Source organism: Actinotalea fermentans (genome assembly GCF_007991475.1).
In the GTDB taxonomy this organism is placed as follows: Bacteria; Actinomycetota; Actinomycetes; order Actinomycetales; family Cellulomonadaceae; genus Actinotalea; species Actinotalea fermentans.
Genome location: NZ_BJYK01000008.1, coordinates 120438 through 136169, shown reverse-complemented (window position 1 = coordinate 136169; position 15732 = coordinate 120438). Strand labels below are relative to the sequence as shown.

12 protein-coding genes are annotated in these 15732 nt (G+C 74.3%); all 12 read left to right on the top strand.

Annotation, left to right across the window (positions count from 1 at the left end; translation table 11 throughout):
• Nucleotides 1-26 precede the first annotated feature (26 nt).
• Nucleotides 27-2078 (top strand): flagellar biosynthesis protein FlhA, encoded by a 2052-nt coding sequence (locus AFE02nite_RS11805; protein WP_034248347.1) that lies wholly within the window; start codon nt 27-29, stop codon nt 2076-2078.
• Nucleotides 2050-3309 (top strand): hypothetical protein, encoded by a 1260-nt coding sequence (locus tag AFE02nite_RS11800; RefSeq protein ID WP_146819707.1) that lies wholly within the window; start codon nt 2050-2052, stop codon nt 3307-3309. Before AFE02nite_RS11805 ends, AFE02nite_RS11800 begins: the two co-directional genes overlap by 29 nt.
• A gap of 113 nt (nt 3310-3422) precedes the next feature.
• Complete coding sequence (csrA, locus tag AFE02nite_RS11795) at nt 3423-3695, top strand: carbon storage regulator CsrA (protein ID WP_034250130.1); 273 nt, start codon at nt 3423-3425, stop codon at nt 3693-3695.
• 208 nt (nt 3696-3903) lie between these two features.
• Nucleotides 3904-6537, top strand: a complete 2634-nt coding sequence (locus tag AFE02nite_RS11790) for a chemotaxis protein CheA (protein ID WP_146819706.1) — start codon at nt 3904-3906, stop codon at nt 6535-6537.
• 1 nt (nt 6538) lies between these two features.
• The gene (locus AFE02nite_RS11785) at nt 6539-6958 is read left to right on the top strand and encodes a chemotaxis protein CheW (RefSeq protein WP_034248726.1); all 420 of its coding nucleotides are present in this window, start codon (nt 6539-6541) and stop codon (nt 6956-6958) included.
• A gap of 118 nt (nt 6959-7076) precedes the next feature.
• Entirely contained in the window at nt 7077-8933 is a 1857-nt protein-coding gene (locus AFE02nite_RS11780) for a methyl-accepting chemotaxis protein (protein WP_261765595.1), read from the top strand.
• 291 nt (nt 8934-9224) lie between these two features.
• Nucleotides 9225-10943: a methyl-accepting chemotaxis protein gene (locus AFE02nite_RS11775; protein ID WP_146819705.1), complete on the top strand. Its 1719-nt coding sequence runs from the start codon at nt 9225-9227 to the stop codon at nt 10941-10943.
• A 195-nt stretch (nt 10944-11138) separates the two neighbouring features.
• A complete protein-coding gene (locus tag AFE02nite_RS11770) occupies nt 11139-12758 on the top strand; it encodes a methyl-accepting chemotaxis protein (RefSeq protein WP_034248912.1) in 1620 nt (539 codons plus the stop codon).
• 121 nt (nt 12759-12879) lie between these two features.
• A complete protein-coding gene (gene cheB / locus AFE02nite_RS11765; protein ID WP_146819704.1) occupies nt 12880-14031 on the top strand; it encodes a chemotaxis-specific protein-glutamate methyltransferase CheB in 1152 nt (383 codons plus the stop codon).
• Nucleotides 14028-14858, top strand: coding sequence for a CheR family methyltransferase (locus AFE02nite_RS11760; RefSeq protein WP_146819703.1), 831 nt, complete (start codon nt 14028-14030; stop codon nt 14856-14858). The genes cheB and AFE02nite_RS11760 overlap by 4 nt, the downstream gene beginning before the upstream one ends.
• On the top strand, nt 14855-15238 hold the full coding sequence (locus tag AFE02nite_RS11755; protein WP_034248528.1) for a response regulator: 384 nt from the start codon (nt 14855-14857) through the stop codon (nt 15236-15238). Before AFE02nite_RS11760 ends, AFE02nite_RS11755 begins: the two co-directional genes overlap by 4 nt.
• On the top strand, nt 15235-15702 hold the full coding sequence (locus AFE02nite_RS11750; protein WP_052114000.1) for a chemotaxis protein CheX: 468 nt from the start codon (nt 15235-15237) through the stop codon (nt 15700-15702). The genes AFE02nite_RS11755 and AFE02nite_RS11750 overlap by 4 nt, the downstream gene beginning before the upstream one ends.
• Nucleotides 15703-15732 lie beyond the last annotated feature (30 nt).

The following is a 15732-nucleotide window of genomic DNA, read 5'->3' as shown; positions in this document are numbered from 1 at the left end:
CAGTCCCGCAGCAAGGAGGCCCACCGATGAACGGTCGCCCGGTCCAGCTCGCCGTGCCGATCGGCGTGGTCGGCGTCGTCCTGCTGCTGATCATCCCGCTGCCGGCGGCGATGCTCGACGTGCTCATCGTGGTGAACATCTCGCTGTCGCTCGTCGTGCTGCTGACCAGCATGTACGTGAAGCGGCCGCTCGACTTCTCGGTGTTCCCGTCGCTGCTGCTGGTGCTCACGCTGTTCCGGCTCGGCCTCAACGTGGCGTCCACGCGCCTGGTCCTCAAGGACGGCTACGCGGGCGAGGTCATCAACGCGTTCGGGCACTTCGTGGTCGGCGGGTCGCTCGTCATCGGCCTCGTGATCTTCCTGATCCTCGTGGTCATCCAGTTCGCGGTCATCACCAACGGTGCGGGCCGCGTCGCCGAGGTCGGCGCGCGGTTCACCCTCGACGCGATGCCCGGCAAGCAGATGGCCATCGACGCCGACCTCAACGCCGGCCTCATCGACGAGGACACGGCGCGCCGGCGCCGGGCCGACGTCGGCGCCGAGGCGGACTTCTACGGCGCGATGGACGGTGGCTCGAAGTTCGTCAAGGGCGACGCCATCGCCGGCATCGTCATCACGGTCATCAACCTCATCGGCGGGTTCGCCGTCGGCATGCTGCAGATGGGCATGTCCGCGGGCGAGGCCATCGAGAAGTTCAGCCTCCTGACCGTCGGCGACGGCCTGGTCACGCAGATCCCGGCCCTGCTGATGTCGGTCTCCACCGGCCTCATCGTCACGCGCGCCACGAGCGAGTCCGATATGGGCACGACGGCGGGCAACCAGCTGACCCAGAGCCGGATGGCCCTGCAGATCGCGGGTGCCGCGGCCATCGGCCTGGCGCTCGTCCCGGGCATGCCGAAGATCCCGTTCGTGCTGGTCGGCGCGGCGCTGCTACTCGCCGCCCAGCGCGCCAAGTCGGCCGAGGCCACGGCCGCCGAGGTCGCGGCCACCGAGCCGGTCACCGCGGCCAACCCGGACACCCCCGAGGCCCTCATCGAGCAGATGCGCGTGCCGGCCCTGGAGATCCTGCTCGCCCCCGACCTCGTCGACCTCGTCGGCAGCGGCACCGAGGCGGACCTGCTCTCGCGCGTGCGCGCCCTGCGCCGCAAGATCGCGCTCGAGCTCGGCGTCGTCGTGCCGCCCGTGCGCACGCGCGACTCCGTCGACCTGCCGCGCTCCACGTACGTCGTCCGGATCGCGGGCGTCGAGGTCGGCCGGGGCGAGGCGCCCGCGGGCCGGCTGCTCGCGCTCGGCGACAACCTCGACGGCATCGGCGGCACCGCCGTCGTCGAGCCGGTGTTCGGTCTGCCCGGCAAGTGGATCCCCAGCGAGCTGCGGTCCGCCGCCGAGATGGTGGGCGCGACCGTCGTCGACCGGGTCTCGGTGCTCATCACCCACCTCGGCGCGATCATCGAGTCGAATGCCGGCCGGCTCCTCTCGCGCGAGGACGTCCGCGTGCTCACCGAGGGCGTGAAGGCCGTCAACCCGTCGGTCGTCGACGAGCTGGTCCCGGGCCTGCTCAGCCTCGGCGAGGTGCAGCGCGTCCTGCAGGGCCTGCTCGCCGAGCAGGTGCCGATCCGCGACCTCGGCCGTATCTACGAGGGCCTCACCCTGCGGGCCAAGGTCAGCACCGACCCGGAGAGCCTCGTCGAGGCCGCCCGGACCGCGCTCGGCCCCGCGCTCGCCGCCCCGTACGCGCGCGACGGCGCCATCGGCGTCGTCACGCTCGACGGCGGCCTCGAGCAGACGCTCCTGGAGTCCGTGCGGCCGGGGCCCGACGGCTCGCAGCTGCTCATCGACCCGGTTCGCGCGGACCGGCTCCTGTCGGCCGCACGCCGCGTGGTGTCCACCGCCGAGAACGCGGGCCACGACGTCGTCCTGGTGTGTGCGCCGGGACTGCGACCCGCTCTGCGCCGTACGGTTTCCCTGGGTATGCCGGGCCTCGCCGTCCTCTCCTACCCGGAGGTGACGAACTCCGGCCTGCGCATCGAGACCCGGGGAGTGATCGAGGATGCCCACGCGCTTGCTGCTGGACGGTGACGACCTCCCCGAGCTCATGATCCGGATCCGCGAGGAGATGGGTCCGGCGGCTCGGGTGGTGAAGGCCGAGCGGATCCGCACCGGCGGGTTCGCGGGCTTCTTCGCGCGCGAGCACTACGAGCTCACCGTGGAGGTCCCGGACGCGCCCACCGCGCAGGAGCGGTGGCGCGCGACGCACGGGGGCGGCGGCCTGGACGCCCTGATGGCGGCCGCTGACGCGGCCGACGACGCCGTCGAGTCCGTCGACCTCGAGCCGGAGGCGCCGCCCGTCTCCACGGCCGGCCCCGAGTTCGCCGAGGTCCTCGCGTCGGTCCGCGCCATGGTGGGTCAGGGCGAGACTGCGGGGGTCGCGGTGTCTCCGGTGGCTGGGTCCGGCGTCGGCGGCGAGGCCGGCGCCCCGCCCGCGCCTCCAACGCCTGCGATGCCCGAGCCGAACCCCGACGAGGCGCCCGGCCCGGCCGCCTCTGCCGGCCCCGTTCCCTTCGTGTTCCCCCGCCTCCACGGCGAGGCCGACATCGAGGAGGGTCCCGAGCCGACGCCCGCCGTCTCTGAGGAGAGGCAGGAGGAGAGGGCGGGCGCCACCGCGGCCGGGCTGCTCGAGCTCGGGGTGCCCGTGCGGCTGCTCGAGGGGTTCGCGAGCCTGACCGATCCCGTGCCGCTGTCGATGCTCGTGCGGCGGTTCGACCGGCCGCCGGCGGTGCGCCTGGAGCCCGGGGCGACCGTCGTCGTCGCGGGGGCGGGCGAGCACGCCCTGCGGACCGCGAGCCAGATGGCCGGCCGCGCGGGCCTCGACGAGCGGGACGTGCTCCTCGCCGGCGAGATCGACTCCGTCGCCGGGCACGGGCGGCGCCTGCTGACCGTGGCGGCCGCGGCGCGCCACCGCTCGCGCCGGCGCACGGACGTCCCGACGGTCGTCGCGCTCGGCATCGGCGCCGGTGCGGCCGCGCACGCGGAGGCGGCGACGCTGCTCGCGGCGCTCGCGCCGGACCAGGCCTGGGTGGTCCTGGACGCGCGGCTGCGGGTCGGGGAGATGCGGCGGCTCGTGCGCGCGGTGGGCGCGCAGCGACCCGTCGACGCGCTCGCGGTGGTGGGCACGCAGGAGGCGCAGGCGCCCGGCGTCGTGCTCGACGTCGGTGTGCCGGTCGGCTGGGTGGACGGCCTGCCGGCCACCGCGCTGGTCTGGGCGGCCCTGCTCAGCGAGCGCCTCGCCGACGACGCCGACTGGGACTGACCGCGACGCCGCTCGCCGGGCGCAGGGCCGGTCGCGGGGCGGGGCAACCGCCCGGGCCGCCTTCGCCTGGTGTGCGGGGCGCCGCCGGGCAGCAGAGCGGATAGTCTCGCCGCATGCTCGTGCTGAGCCGCCGCGTCGGCGAACGTCTGGTGATCGGTGACGACATCGTCATCACCGTCATCGACGTGCGCTCCGACGGCGTGCGCATCGGCATCGACGCACCGCGCCACGTGCGCGTCAACCGTGCCGAGATCCTCGAGGCGGTGACCAAGGCGAACCAGGAGGCCGCCGCGGTCGACGACGCCGCGCTCGACTCGCTGCGCGCCCTGCGTCCGACCCGCCCCGCCAAGCCGGCCGCCCCGGCGAAGCCCAGCGCCGAGGCCTGACGCCCGGCCCGACGGCGGGTCCGACGGCGCTCCCTGCGCCCGGCCCGACGGCGCTCCCTGCGCCGGGCCTGACGGCGCTCCCTGCGCCCGCGGCACCGCGGGTCGCGGCACTTCGCCCGGTCGCACGCGTCCGGACGGCTCACATCGGCGCCCCTCGGGCCGATGGTGAGGCTGTCACGGAGGACCGGGAGAGTGCCAAGGAGGCGTTGTGGAGGGCGTTGACGAGATCGTCCGCGAGTTCCTCGTGGAGAGCCACGAGAACCTGGACCAGCTCGACTCCGACCTCGTGGCGCTGGAGAGCTCGCCCGGTTCCCGGGACCTGCTCGCGAGCATCTTCCGCACGATCCACACGATCAAGGGCACGAGCGGCTTCCTCGCGTTCGGCAAGCTCGAGCGCCTGACGCACGTCGGCGAGAGCCTGCTGGCCGAGCTGCGCGACGGCAAGCGCACGATGGACCAGACCTCGGCCGACGCGCTGCTGCACATGGTCGACGCCGTGCGTGCCCTCCTGGCCGCGATCGAGACCAAGGGCGGCGAGGGCGCCGTCGAGGTGGACCCGGTGGTCGCCGAGCTGCAGGCCGTCCTCGACGGCACGGCCGCCGTGAAGGTCCCCGTCGCCGCCGCCGCGCCCAAGACGACGATCAAGGCGACGGCCCGGAAGGCCGCCGCGTCCGCCGCCGCCGCGGGGTCGTCCGACGGGGCCGTGGCCGCTGCGCCCGCTGCGCTGGCCGACGCGGCCGCCGCCGCGCCCGCCGCCGAGCCCGCTGTGCCTGCCGAGCCCGCTGCGGATGCCGCCGCCGCGCCCGCGCCGGCCCGGACGCCGCGCATCAAGCGCACGGCCGCCGTCCCGCACCCGAGCGAGCCTGCCGCACCCGAGGTCCTCCCGCCCGTCGCCCCGGCCCCGCTGAGCGAGGCTGCCCTCGCGGCCCTCGACGACGGCGAGGCCGCGTGGACACCCACGTTCGCGCTGGCCGACGCGGCCGCCGCCGCGCCCGCCGACGAGCAGCCCGCCGAGGCGCCCGCCGACGAGACCGCGGACCCCGAGCCCGAGCCCGAGCACCGAACATCCCCCCAGGAGGCCCCCGTGGCCGTCGACACCGCCCACGCCGCGCCCGCGGGCACCACCCCCGAGGCACCGCCGGCCGCCGAGACCGGCACCTTCCGCGGCGCCGCCGAGCAGGCGATCCGCGTGGACGTCGCGGTCCTCGACGCACTCATGCGCCAGGTCAGCGAGCTCGTGCTGGCGCGCAACGCCATCGCGCGACTCGCGGAGGCCGACGGCCGCATCGACCTCGCGCGCGCCTCGCAGCGCCTGAGCCTCGTCGCCGGCGAGCTGCAGGAAGGCGTCATGAAGACGCGCATGCAGCCCATCGAGCACGTCTGGTCGAAGGTGCCGCGGATGGTCCGCGACCTCGCCGCGTCGTGCGGCCGCCAGGTCCGCCTCGAGATGACGGGCGGGGACACCGAGCTCGACCGCAGCCTGCTCGAGGCCATCAAGGACCCGCTGACGCACCTGGTCCGCAACGCCGTCGACCACGGCATCGAGCCGCCGACCATCCGCACCGGTGCGGGCAAGCCCGCGACCGGCGTCGTCACCCTGCGCGCCTACCACGCGGGCGGCCAGGTGGTCGTCGAGGTGTCCGACGACGGTGCGGGCATCAACCCGGACCGCGTCGGCGCGACTGCGGTGCGCAAGGGCCTGCGCACGCAGGAGCAGATCAACGCGATGCCGCCGGCCGAGATCCTGCGGCTGCTGTTCCTCCCCGGGTTCTCGACCGCGACCTCCGTGACGAACGTCTCGGGCCGCGGCGTCGGGATGGACGTCGTCCGCACCCGGATCGAGGCCATCGGCGGGGCCGTCGATGTCGACTCGGTCGTCGGCAAGGGCACGACGTGGCGGATGCGCATCCCGCTGACTCTCGCGATCATGCCCGCGGTGCTCGTGGCCTGCGACAACCAGACCTACGCGCTGCCGCAGTCCAGCCTGCTCGAGCTCGTCGCGCTCGACGACCCGAGCACGTCCGTGGAGCACGTGCACGCCGCGCCGGTCTACCGGCTGCGCGGCGAGCTGCTCCCGCTCGTCGACCTGCGCGAGGTGCTCGCGCTCAGGTCGCGCCCCGCCGACGCCGGCGTGGTCGTGGCGGTCCTGCAGGCGGACAACACCCGGTTCGGCCTCGTGGTCGACCGCGTGCTCGACAGCGAGGAGATCGTCGTCAAGCCGCTGGCCGCGCAGCTCAAGGCGATCGGCCTGTACGCCGGCGCGACGCTGCTCGGCGACGGCGCCGTCGCGCTCATCCTCGACGTGCCCGGCCTGGTGCGCCGCGCCATGGTGGTCGAGGCCGAGGACGCCGACCTGCGCGCCGGCGACGCGACGTCGGCCGTCGCCACCACGGAGCAGCTGCTCGTGGTCGGCATCGGCGGCGACCGTCGGGTCGCCATCCCGCTCGCCGAGGTGACGCGCCTGGAGAAGCTGCCGGCCGACGTCGTCGAGGTGGTGGGCGGCCGCGAGGTGGTCCAGTACCGCGGCGCGATCACGCCGCTGGTCCGGCTCCCGCACGTGCTCGGCACCTACGCGGACACCGACGGCGAGCTCACGGTCATCGTCGCGACGCGCGGTGCGCGCTCCGTGGCGATCGCGGTGACGGAGATCGTCGACATCGTCGAGGACGACGGCACGCGGCACAGCGACGTCGCGGGCGACGTGCTCGTCGGCTCGGCCGTGCTGAAGGACCGTGTGACCGAGCTGCTCGACGTGCGCGCGGTGGTCAGCTCCGCCGACCCGCGTTTCTTCGACGAGGACCTGTATGCCGCGGACGCCGCGGCCGACCTGGTGGGGGTGTGAGATGACCGACCAGCTCGCGACGTTCGTGGTCGACGGCTCGCTGTACGGGGTGGACGTGATCCGGGTGCAGGAGGCGCTGCGGCACCAGCCGCGCACCCCCGTGCCGCACGCGTCCGCGGCCAGCGCCGGGCTCGTCAACCTGCGCGGCCAGGTGGTGCTCGCCATCGACCTGCGGGTGAGCCTGGGCCTGGCCCCGGCGCCCGAGGGTGCCGAGCCGATGATGGTCGTGGTCCAGGTGCACGGTGAGCCGGTGAGCCTGCTCGTCGACCAGGTGGGCGACGTCATCGAGGTCGACCCCGAGTCGTTCGAGGCACCGCCGAGCACCCTCGCCCCCGAGCTGCGCCAGTTCGTCAAGGGCGCCTACAAGCTCGAGGACCGCCTGCTGCTCGCCCTCGACGTCGAGCGCGCCGTGGCGGCCTGACGGCGGACCCGCAGCGTCCGTCCCGACGCGCACGACCGCACGACAGCACGACAGCACGGCAGCACGACCGCACGACAGCACGGCAGCACGACTGCACCGACGCATGGAGGAGAGCCGGATGGCACGGATGCCAGGACCGTCGGCCGACGACGTCGCGACCGCCCCTGCAGACGAGTCGGCCGAGGAACGCCCCCAGGAGCGCTCGGCCGCGTTGACCCGGCTCGCCCACCTCGCCCGGCGCGTGCCCGTGCAGCGGCGGCGGAGGTCCGGTGCCCCCGCGGGCATCGCGGACGCCGACGGCGCCGCACCTGACGGCGTCGACCTGCCCGACGGCGCCGACCGAGGGCCCGAGGACGCCGCGCCGGCCGACCGCAGACGCGGGCTGCGGTGGCTGCGGTTCGGCATCTCGGCCCGGATCCTCGGGGTCGTCGCCGTGCTCGTCGTGGCCGCGGCCCTGGCGGGCAGCGTCGCCGTCGCCGGCATGACGAGCCTCGCGGAGGACACCGCCTCCGTGGTCGAGACGCAGGAGGGCCTGGGCGACGGGCTGGCCGCCGTGGAGCGCGCGCAGGCCGAGGCCCGGCTCGTCATCGCCCAGGTCGCGGCCGCCGGGTCGACCGCCCAGCGCCAGATGTGGCTCGGCCGGATCTCGGCCGCGGACCAGGACGTGGACCTCGCGATCGGCCTCGTGAACGAGCACATCGGGCCCGAGAGCGCGGCGCCGGACGAGGACTGGGCGTCCTTCCTCGAGCGCTGGGACATGTGGCGGGCCATCCGCGACGACGACCTCGTGCCCGCGGCGGAGGAGGGCGACCTGCTCCAGTTCGAGTCGATCCGCCTCTCCGCGGCGCAGCCGCTCGCCGACGGCTTCGTGCTCGACCTGGAGAACGTGCGGGAGACCGTCCGCACCCAGATGGCGGACGTCGCCGCGACCGCGCAGGCGCACGCGGACCGGACCCGGCTGCTCGTCACCCTCGTCATCGCGGCGGGCGCGCTGCTCGCCGTCGCGGCCGGCGTCCTCGTCGCCCGCTCGGTGCGCCGCTCGGTCCGCGAGGTGCAGACCGCGCTGGAGGCCCTCGCGCGCGGCGACCTCACGGTGCACGCGAGGGTGCTGTCCGACGACGAGCTCGGGCGCATGGCGATGGGCCTCACCCGGGCGCAGGGCACGCTGCGCGCGACCCTGGCCGAGGTGGCGGAGGCGTCCGGGACGATCGCGAGCGCGGCGTCGCAGATGTCCGCGGCGGGTCAGCAGATCGCGGCCGGCACGCAGGAGATGTCCGAGCAGGCGGGCGTCGTCGCCGGCTCCGCGGAGGAGGTCAGCCTGAACGTGCAGGCGGTCGCCGCGGGCACCGAGCAGATGGACGCGTCGATCCGCGAGATCTCCCAGAACGCGCAGGAGGCCGCGGCCGTGGCCGCGCGGGCGGCGGCGATGGCGGCGGAGACGAACGCCCAGGTCGCCCGGCTCGGCACGTCGTCGCAGGAGATCGGCGAGGTCGTCAAGGTCATCACGTCGATCGCGGAGCAGACGAACCTGCTGGCGCTCAACGCGACGATCGAGGCGGCGCGTGCCGGCGAGGCGGGCCGCGGGTTCGCCGTCGTGGCAGGCGAGGTCAAGGAGCTGGCCCGCGAGACGGCGGCCGCCACCGAGGACATCTCCCGCCGCGTCGACGCCATCCAGGCGGACACCGGCTCGGCCGTGACGGCGATCGCCGAGATCGCGCAGATCATCGCCCAGATCAACGACTTCCAGCTGACGATCGCCTCGGCGGTCGAGGAGCAGACGGCGACGACGAACGAGATCGGCAGGGGCGTCACCGAGGCGGCCGGCGGCTCGAGCGAGATCGCCGAGACCATCGTCGGTGTCGCCGCGGCGAGCCAGCAGGCGAGCGCGTCGATGTCGGACCTGGAGTCCTCCATCGGGGACCTCGCGAGGCTGTCGGAGGACCTGCGGGTCCGCGTCGCCAGCTTCACCTACTAGACCCGGGTGGCGCGCGCGGGGGGACCCGCGCCGCCCACCCGCCACGAACACGGACCGGTCGCGCCGACGGGCTCACAACCTGGCGCGACCGGTCCGTCTCGACGTTCCCACCCGTCGGACGCCGGTGCACGAGCGCAGCCGGGTGAATCTCCGGTGGCCCCTCGCAGCCCCGCTCCCGACCGGTCAAGATCGTCCGCTTCGTCAGCCCCGAAACTCACCTCGTGAGAGGGGTCACAGACGGCTCCGACCAGCCGATCTGCCGGTCAGACCCGACCAAGGGAAGGATCCCCGATGGCTCTCGCGACGCAAGCTCCCCGCCGGCCCTCCAGCGCGCTCGCGGACGTGCCGCACCAGCGCACGGCGCCCGACGCCGGGCCGCGCCCGCCCGCCGGCCCGCCGGCCGCGCCGCGGCGTGCGCGGTTCGGCCTGTCGGCCGTGACCGGCTCGGTGCGGAACAAGATCCTGGGCACCGTCGTGCTGTTCCTGGTCGGCTCGCTGGCCAGCGGCGTCGTCGCGGTGTCCTCGATGCGGAGCCTGTCGGAGAACGCCGGCTCGCTCGCGCTCGTCCAGGCGAGCGTCTCGGCGCCCCTGCAGACGGTGCACCAGGGCCAGCTGAAGGCCCGGATGATCGTCGCGCAGGTCGCGGCGGCGCCGTCGGACGCGCAGAAGGAGGCCTGGCTGGCCGACCAGGACGCGAACGACGCCGAGGTCGACGCGGCCATGGCCGCGTTCGAGGCCGCCGTCGGTGACCTCCTGTCGGAGAACTGGACGGCGTTCGTCGACGGCTGGGCGCAGTGGCGCCAGATCCGTGACACGAAGCTGATCCCGGCGGCGCTCGAGGACGACCGGGAGACGTTCGAGCAGGTGCTCCTCGACGAGGCCGAGCCGGTCAAGGGGGCGTTCGTCGACGCCCTCGACGCCGTCGCGGCCGAGGTGGTCGCCTACACGGGCGGCGTCGCGCAGGACTCGGCCGACGAGGGCCGGGCCGCCGAGCGGACGATGTTCATCCTGCTCGGCGTCATCGGCCTGGTGACGCTCGGGCTCGGCTACCAGGTGGCGCGCACCATCCGGAACGCGGTCGCCGAGGTGCAGGGGAGCGTCGGCGCCATGGCGGCGGGCGACCTCACCGCCGAGCCGGCGGTCCGCAGCCGCGACGAGCTGGGCCGGATGGCGGACGAGCTCGTGCTCGCCCAGCGCGCCCTGCGCGAGGCGCTGGTCGGCGTGTCCGAGACCAGCGTCGCGGTGGCGGGTGCCGCGGAGGAGATGTCGGCGTCGGGCGCACAGGTGGCGGCGGGTGCGGAGGAGACCTCGGCGCAGGCCGGCGTCGTCGCCGCGGCGGCGGAGCAGGTGAGCCGGAACGTGCAGGCGGTGGCGGCGGGTGCCGAGCAGATGGGTGCCTCGATCCGGGAGATCGCGCAGAACGCGCACGAGGCGGCGAAGGTCGCCGAGCAGGCGACGAGCGTCGCCGCCTCGACGAACGAGCAGGTCGCGCGGCTCGGCACGTCGAGCCAGGAGATCGGGAACGTCGTCAAGGTGATCACGACCATCGCGGAGCAGACGAACCTGCTGGCGCTGAACGCGACGATCGAGGCCGCCCGGGCGGGCGAGGCCGGCAAGGGCTTCGCCGTCGTGGCCGGTGAGGTCAAGGAGCTCGCGCAGGAGACGGCCAAGGCGACCGAGGACATCGCCCGCCGGGTGGAGGCCATCCAGGCGGACACCGACGGCGCCGTGGCGGCGATCGGCGAGATCACCCACATCATCGCCGCGATCAACGACTACCAGCTGACGATCGCGTCGGCGGTGGAGGAGCAGACCGCGACGACCAACGAGATGTCGCGCGGCGTCACCGAGGCCGCCACGGGTGCGGGCGAGATCGCCGCCAACATCACCGGTGTGGCGACCGCGGCGCAGTCCACCACCGAGGTGCTGGCCCAGATGGAGGCGGCGATCGGCGAGCTCGCCCGCATGTCGGAGGACCTGCGCGCCCGCGTCGGCGCGTTCCGGGTCTGACCCCGCCGGGCATCGACCACGGGCCCCGCTCCGCACGACGGAGCGGGGCCCGCCTCGTTCTCGGCACCGCCCGCCCGTCGGCAGGCTCGTTACTGGCACGTCACCCGCTCGAAACGGTCAACGCCGGGTGATCTTGTCCGATCGTCTGGGCAGTGGGCGGCCATCGTCAGGGCCGCCCCGCACGAGGAGCCCACCATGTCCGTCACTGCCAGCACACGCCGCCGTCGCACGATCCAGGACGTGCCGATCCGGATGAAGATGATGGCTGTCGTCACCATCCTGGCGGCGGAGCTGGCGGCGATGGCCGCGCTGGGCGGTGCGGCGGTGGGCAGCCTGCGGGCCGACACCGAGCGCCTCGCCGACGCGCAGACCGAGGTGGCGACGTCCCTCACGGCGCTCAAGGACTCCGTCTGGACCGTGCGGAACACCGTCACCGCGATCGGCGCCTACCCGCTCGACATGAAGCAGGCGCAGGTCGACAAGCTGCAGGCCGCCTACGGCGCGCTCGACGAGGCCGAGGCGACCTTCCTCGCCGCCTTCGAGAAGGCCGACGGCGGCGCGCCCCAGGGATGGGACGCCTACCTGGCCGCGTTCGACGACTACCAGGTGGTGGTCGACGGCGACCTCCTGGACGCCGCGATGACCGGTGACCCGGAGGAGTGGGCCGCGGTGCGCGACGCCGGCGCAGCCGAGAAGGGCGGCGTCATGGTCGAGGCGCTCACCCAGGTCGAGCTCGAGGTCGGCGCCCTGACCGAGGAGATCGCGAGCCACGCCGACGACGAGGCGGCCGGCGCCCAGCGGACGCAGCTCGTCCTGGCCGCGGTCGGCGTCGCGATCGCGCTCGCGCTCGGCTGGTGGTTCGCCAACGCGATCCGGCGCACGGTGCTCGCGGTCAAGGACTCCGTGGACGCGATGGCCGGCGGCGACCTCACCCGGACGCCGGTGGTCGAGCGCGACGACGAGCTGGGCCGGATGGCCGGTGCTCTCGGCGCGGCCCAGCAGTCGCTGCGCACGACGCTCGGTGGTGTCGTCGAGGTGGCCGACGCGGTGGCCTTGTCGGCCGAGGGGATGTCGGCGTCGGGTGCGCAGGTGGCTGCGGGTGCGGAGGAGACGTCGGCGCAGGCCGGTGTCGTGGCCGCGGCGGCGGAGCAGGTGTCGCGGAACGTGCAGGCGGTGGCCGCGGGTGCGGAGCAGATGGGTGCTTCGATCCGGGAGATCGCCCAGAACGCGCACGAGGCCGCGAAGGTCGCCGAGCAGGCGACGGCGGTGGCGGTGTCGACGAACGACACGGTGGCGAAGCTGGGGGTGAGCTCGCGGGAGATCGGTGACGTGGTGAAGGTGATCACGACGATCGCGGAGCAGACGAACCTGCTGGCGCTGAACGCGACGATCGAGGCCGCCCGGGCGGGAGAGGCCGGCAAGGGCTTCGCGGTCGTGGCCGGTGAGGTCAAGGAGCTCGCGCAGGAGACGGCCAAGGCGACCGAGGACATCGCCCGCCGGGTCGAGGCCATCCAGGCCGACACCGACGGCGCGGTGGCGGCGATCAGCGAGATCTCGTCGATCATCGCGCAGATCAACGACTACCAGATGACCATCGCCTCAGCCGTCGAGGAGCAGACGGCGACGACCAACGAGATGTCGCGCGGCGTCACCGAGGCCGCCACCGGCGCGAGCGAGATCGCCGCGAACATCACCGGCGTCGCCACGTCCGCGCAGTCCACCACCGAGGTCCTGGAGCAGATGGAGACCTCCATCCGCGAGCTCGCCCGCATGTCGGAGGACCTGCGTGCGCGCGTCGACGCCTTCACCTACTGAGGGACGACCAACTGAACCGGTCGCCGCCGGGGAGGTCTCACGAAGACCCCCCGGCGGCCGATCAGAAGCATGTGCCGACGCCCCGCGCGCCGGCGCCCCAGACCTTCGCCCAGGAGGGCCCGTGCCACCGATCAGCGTGCTCGTGGTCGACGACTCGGTCGTCGTCCGGCGACTCGTCACGCTCGCCCTCGAGGACCACGAGGGCATCGAGGTCGTCGGCGTCGCCGCGAACGGGCAGATCGCGCTCGGCAAGGTCGACCAGCTGAAGCCCGACGTCGTCACGATGGACATCGAGATGCCCGTGATGGACGGCATCTCGACCGTGCGGGCGCTCCGCCGGGCAGGGCACCGGATGCCGGTGATCATGTTCTCCACGCTGACCGAGCGGGGAGCGGCGGCGACGCTCGACGCGCTGGCCGCCGGTGCGACGGACTACGTCACCAAGCCGAGCGGCCACGGCAGCGTCGCCGAGGCGGTGTCGCGGGTCGCGAACGACCTGGTGCCCCGGATCATCGCCCTCGCCGGCCCGCGTCGGCAGGCGCCCGCCCGGACCGAGCGCCCGACGGCGGCCAGCGCGGCCGCCCCGCGCGCCGCCGCGGCCGTCAAGGTCCTGCCGCCGCCCGAGCGCGGCACGGTGCGGGCGGTGATGATCGGCTCCTCCACGGGCGGGCCGGAGGCCCTGTCGCACGTCCTGCGCGGCCTGACGGCCCCGCTGCCGGTCCCGGTCGTCGTGGTGCAGCACATGCCGCCGGTCTTCACGCGGCAGCTGGCCTCGCGCCTCGACCGGCTCGGCCCGAGCACCGTCGTCGAGGCCGCCGGCGGCGAGCTGCTCGTGCCCGGCACGGTGTACATCGCCCCGGGCGACCAGCACCTGGAGGTCGTCCGGTCGGGCGCCACGGTGCGCACACGGCTCCAGCAGGGGCCGCCCGTGAACTACTGCCGCCCGTCGGTCGACGTGCTGTTCGCCTCAGCCGCCGCCGCCTACGGGGGCGACCAGCTCGCCGTCGTGCTCACGGGGATGGGCGCGGACGGACGTGGGGGCGTCGAGAAGATCCTGGCCGCGGGTGGCCGGGTCGTGGTGCAGGACGAGGAGACGAGTGTGGTGTGGGGAATGCCGGGCGCCGTCGCGACCGGGCCGGGAGCCCACGCGGTGCTGCCCTTGGACGACGTCGCCCCCGCCGTGGTGCGGGCGGTGACGCGTGCCGGGTCGCGCGACGTGACGACAGGGCCGGGCAGCGATCCGGTCCGTCGCGCGGGCGGTGGCGCCGCATGAGCATCACGGCCGAGAGCTTCGCCTTCGTGGCCGACCTGGTGCGACGCCGCAGCGGCATCGTGCTGGAGACGGGCAAGGAGTACCTGGTCGAGGGCCGGCTGCTGCCGCTCGCCCGCGCGGCCGCGGTCGCCGACGTCGACGCGTACGTGCGTGGGCTGCGCGCGGCCGGGCGGCCCGAGCACCTCGAGTCGATCGTCGACGCCCTGACCACCAACGAGACGTCCTGGTTCCGCGACGCGCAGCCGTTCCGCGCGCTCGTCGACCACATCGTGCCCGAGCTGACGTCGCGCACGCGGGTCGGGGCGGACCCGACGCTGCGCATCTGGTCGGCCGCGTGCTCGAGCGGGCAGGAGCCCTACTCGATCGCGATGGCGCTCGCGGACGTCCTGCCGGCGAGCCGGGTGCGGATCCTCGCGACCGACCTGTCGGCCGAGATGCTCGACCGCGCCAAGCGGGCGCGCTACAACCAGCTCGAGGTCAACCGCGGCCTGCCGGCGCCGATGCTGGTGCGGCACTTCGCGCGGGTCGGCGCCGAGTGGGAGGTCGCCCCCGCGCTGCGCGCGCAGGTCAGCTTCGCGCGGCACAACCTGCTCGAGTCCGTCCCCGTGGGCGGGCCGTTCGACGTCGTGTTCCTGCGCAACGTCCTCATCTACTTCGACCTGGCGACCAAGCAGGAGGTGCTCCGGCGGGTGCAGCGCGCGCTGCGCCCGGGCGGGTACCTGCTGCTCGGAGCCGCCGAGACCACCATGGGCATCGACGACAGCTGGGAGCGCGTCCCGGTCGGTCGAGGTGCCGTCTACCGTGCCGACTCGCGGAGGGCAGCATGAAGGCACTCGTCATCGACGACTCGCGCACCATGCGCAGGATCGTCACGGGCATCCTCACCCCGCTGGGGTTCGAGGTGACCGAGGCCGCCGACGGCCAGCAGGCGCTGGACGCCATGAACGCCGGTCTCGAGGTCGACCTCGCCTGCGTGGACTGGAACATGCCGGTGCTCGACGGGCTCAGCTTCGTCACCGCCGTCCGGCGCGAGCGCAAGTGGCGCGACGTGACGCTGATGATGGTCACCACCGAGAGCGAGCAGGCGCAGATCGTCCGGGCCCTGGCCGCGGGCGCCCACGAGTACCTCATCAAGCCGTTCACCCCGGACGCGATCCGGGACAAGCTCCAGCTCCTCGGGCTGGTCGAACTGGAGGAGTCCGCATGAGCTTCGAGATCGACGTGCAGGCCTTCGAAGGCACGGACCCCGTCTACGACATCGCCTCGGAGGTCTTCGCCGCGATGATCGACGGCGAGCCCGGCTTCGTGCGGCCGTGGGAGGGCGCGCCCCCCGCGCCGGTCGACGAGCTGTTCGCGTGGGTGGACGTCACCGGGCCGATGAACGGCCGCGTGCTGCTCTCCACCGAGACCACGACGGCCGTCGAGGTCACCCGCGCGCTCCTCGGCCTCGCGCCCGACGAGCCGGTGGTCCACGCTGACATCGTGGACGCACTGGGGGAGGTCGCCAACGTGGTCGGCGGGAACGTCAAGTCCCTGGGCCCGGACCACAGCGTGCTGACCCTGCCCGAGGTGACCAAGGAGCGCCCGACGACCGAGGGCGGGCTGCTGCACACGCTCTCGCTGGACTGGCGCGGCCGGCTGCTGGTCCTGAGCCTGTGGATGCTGCCGTGACGCACCCGTCGACCCGTCCCGCCCCGACCT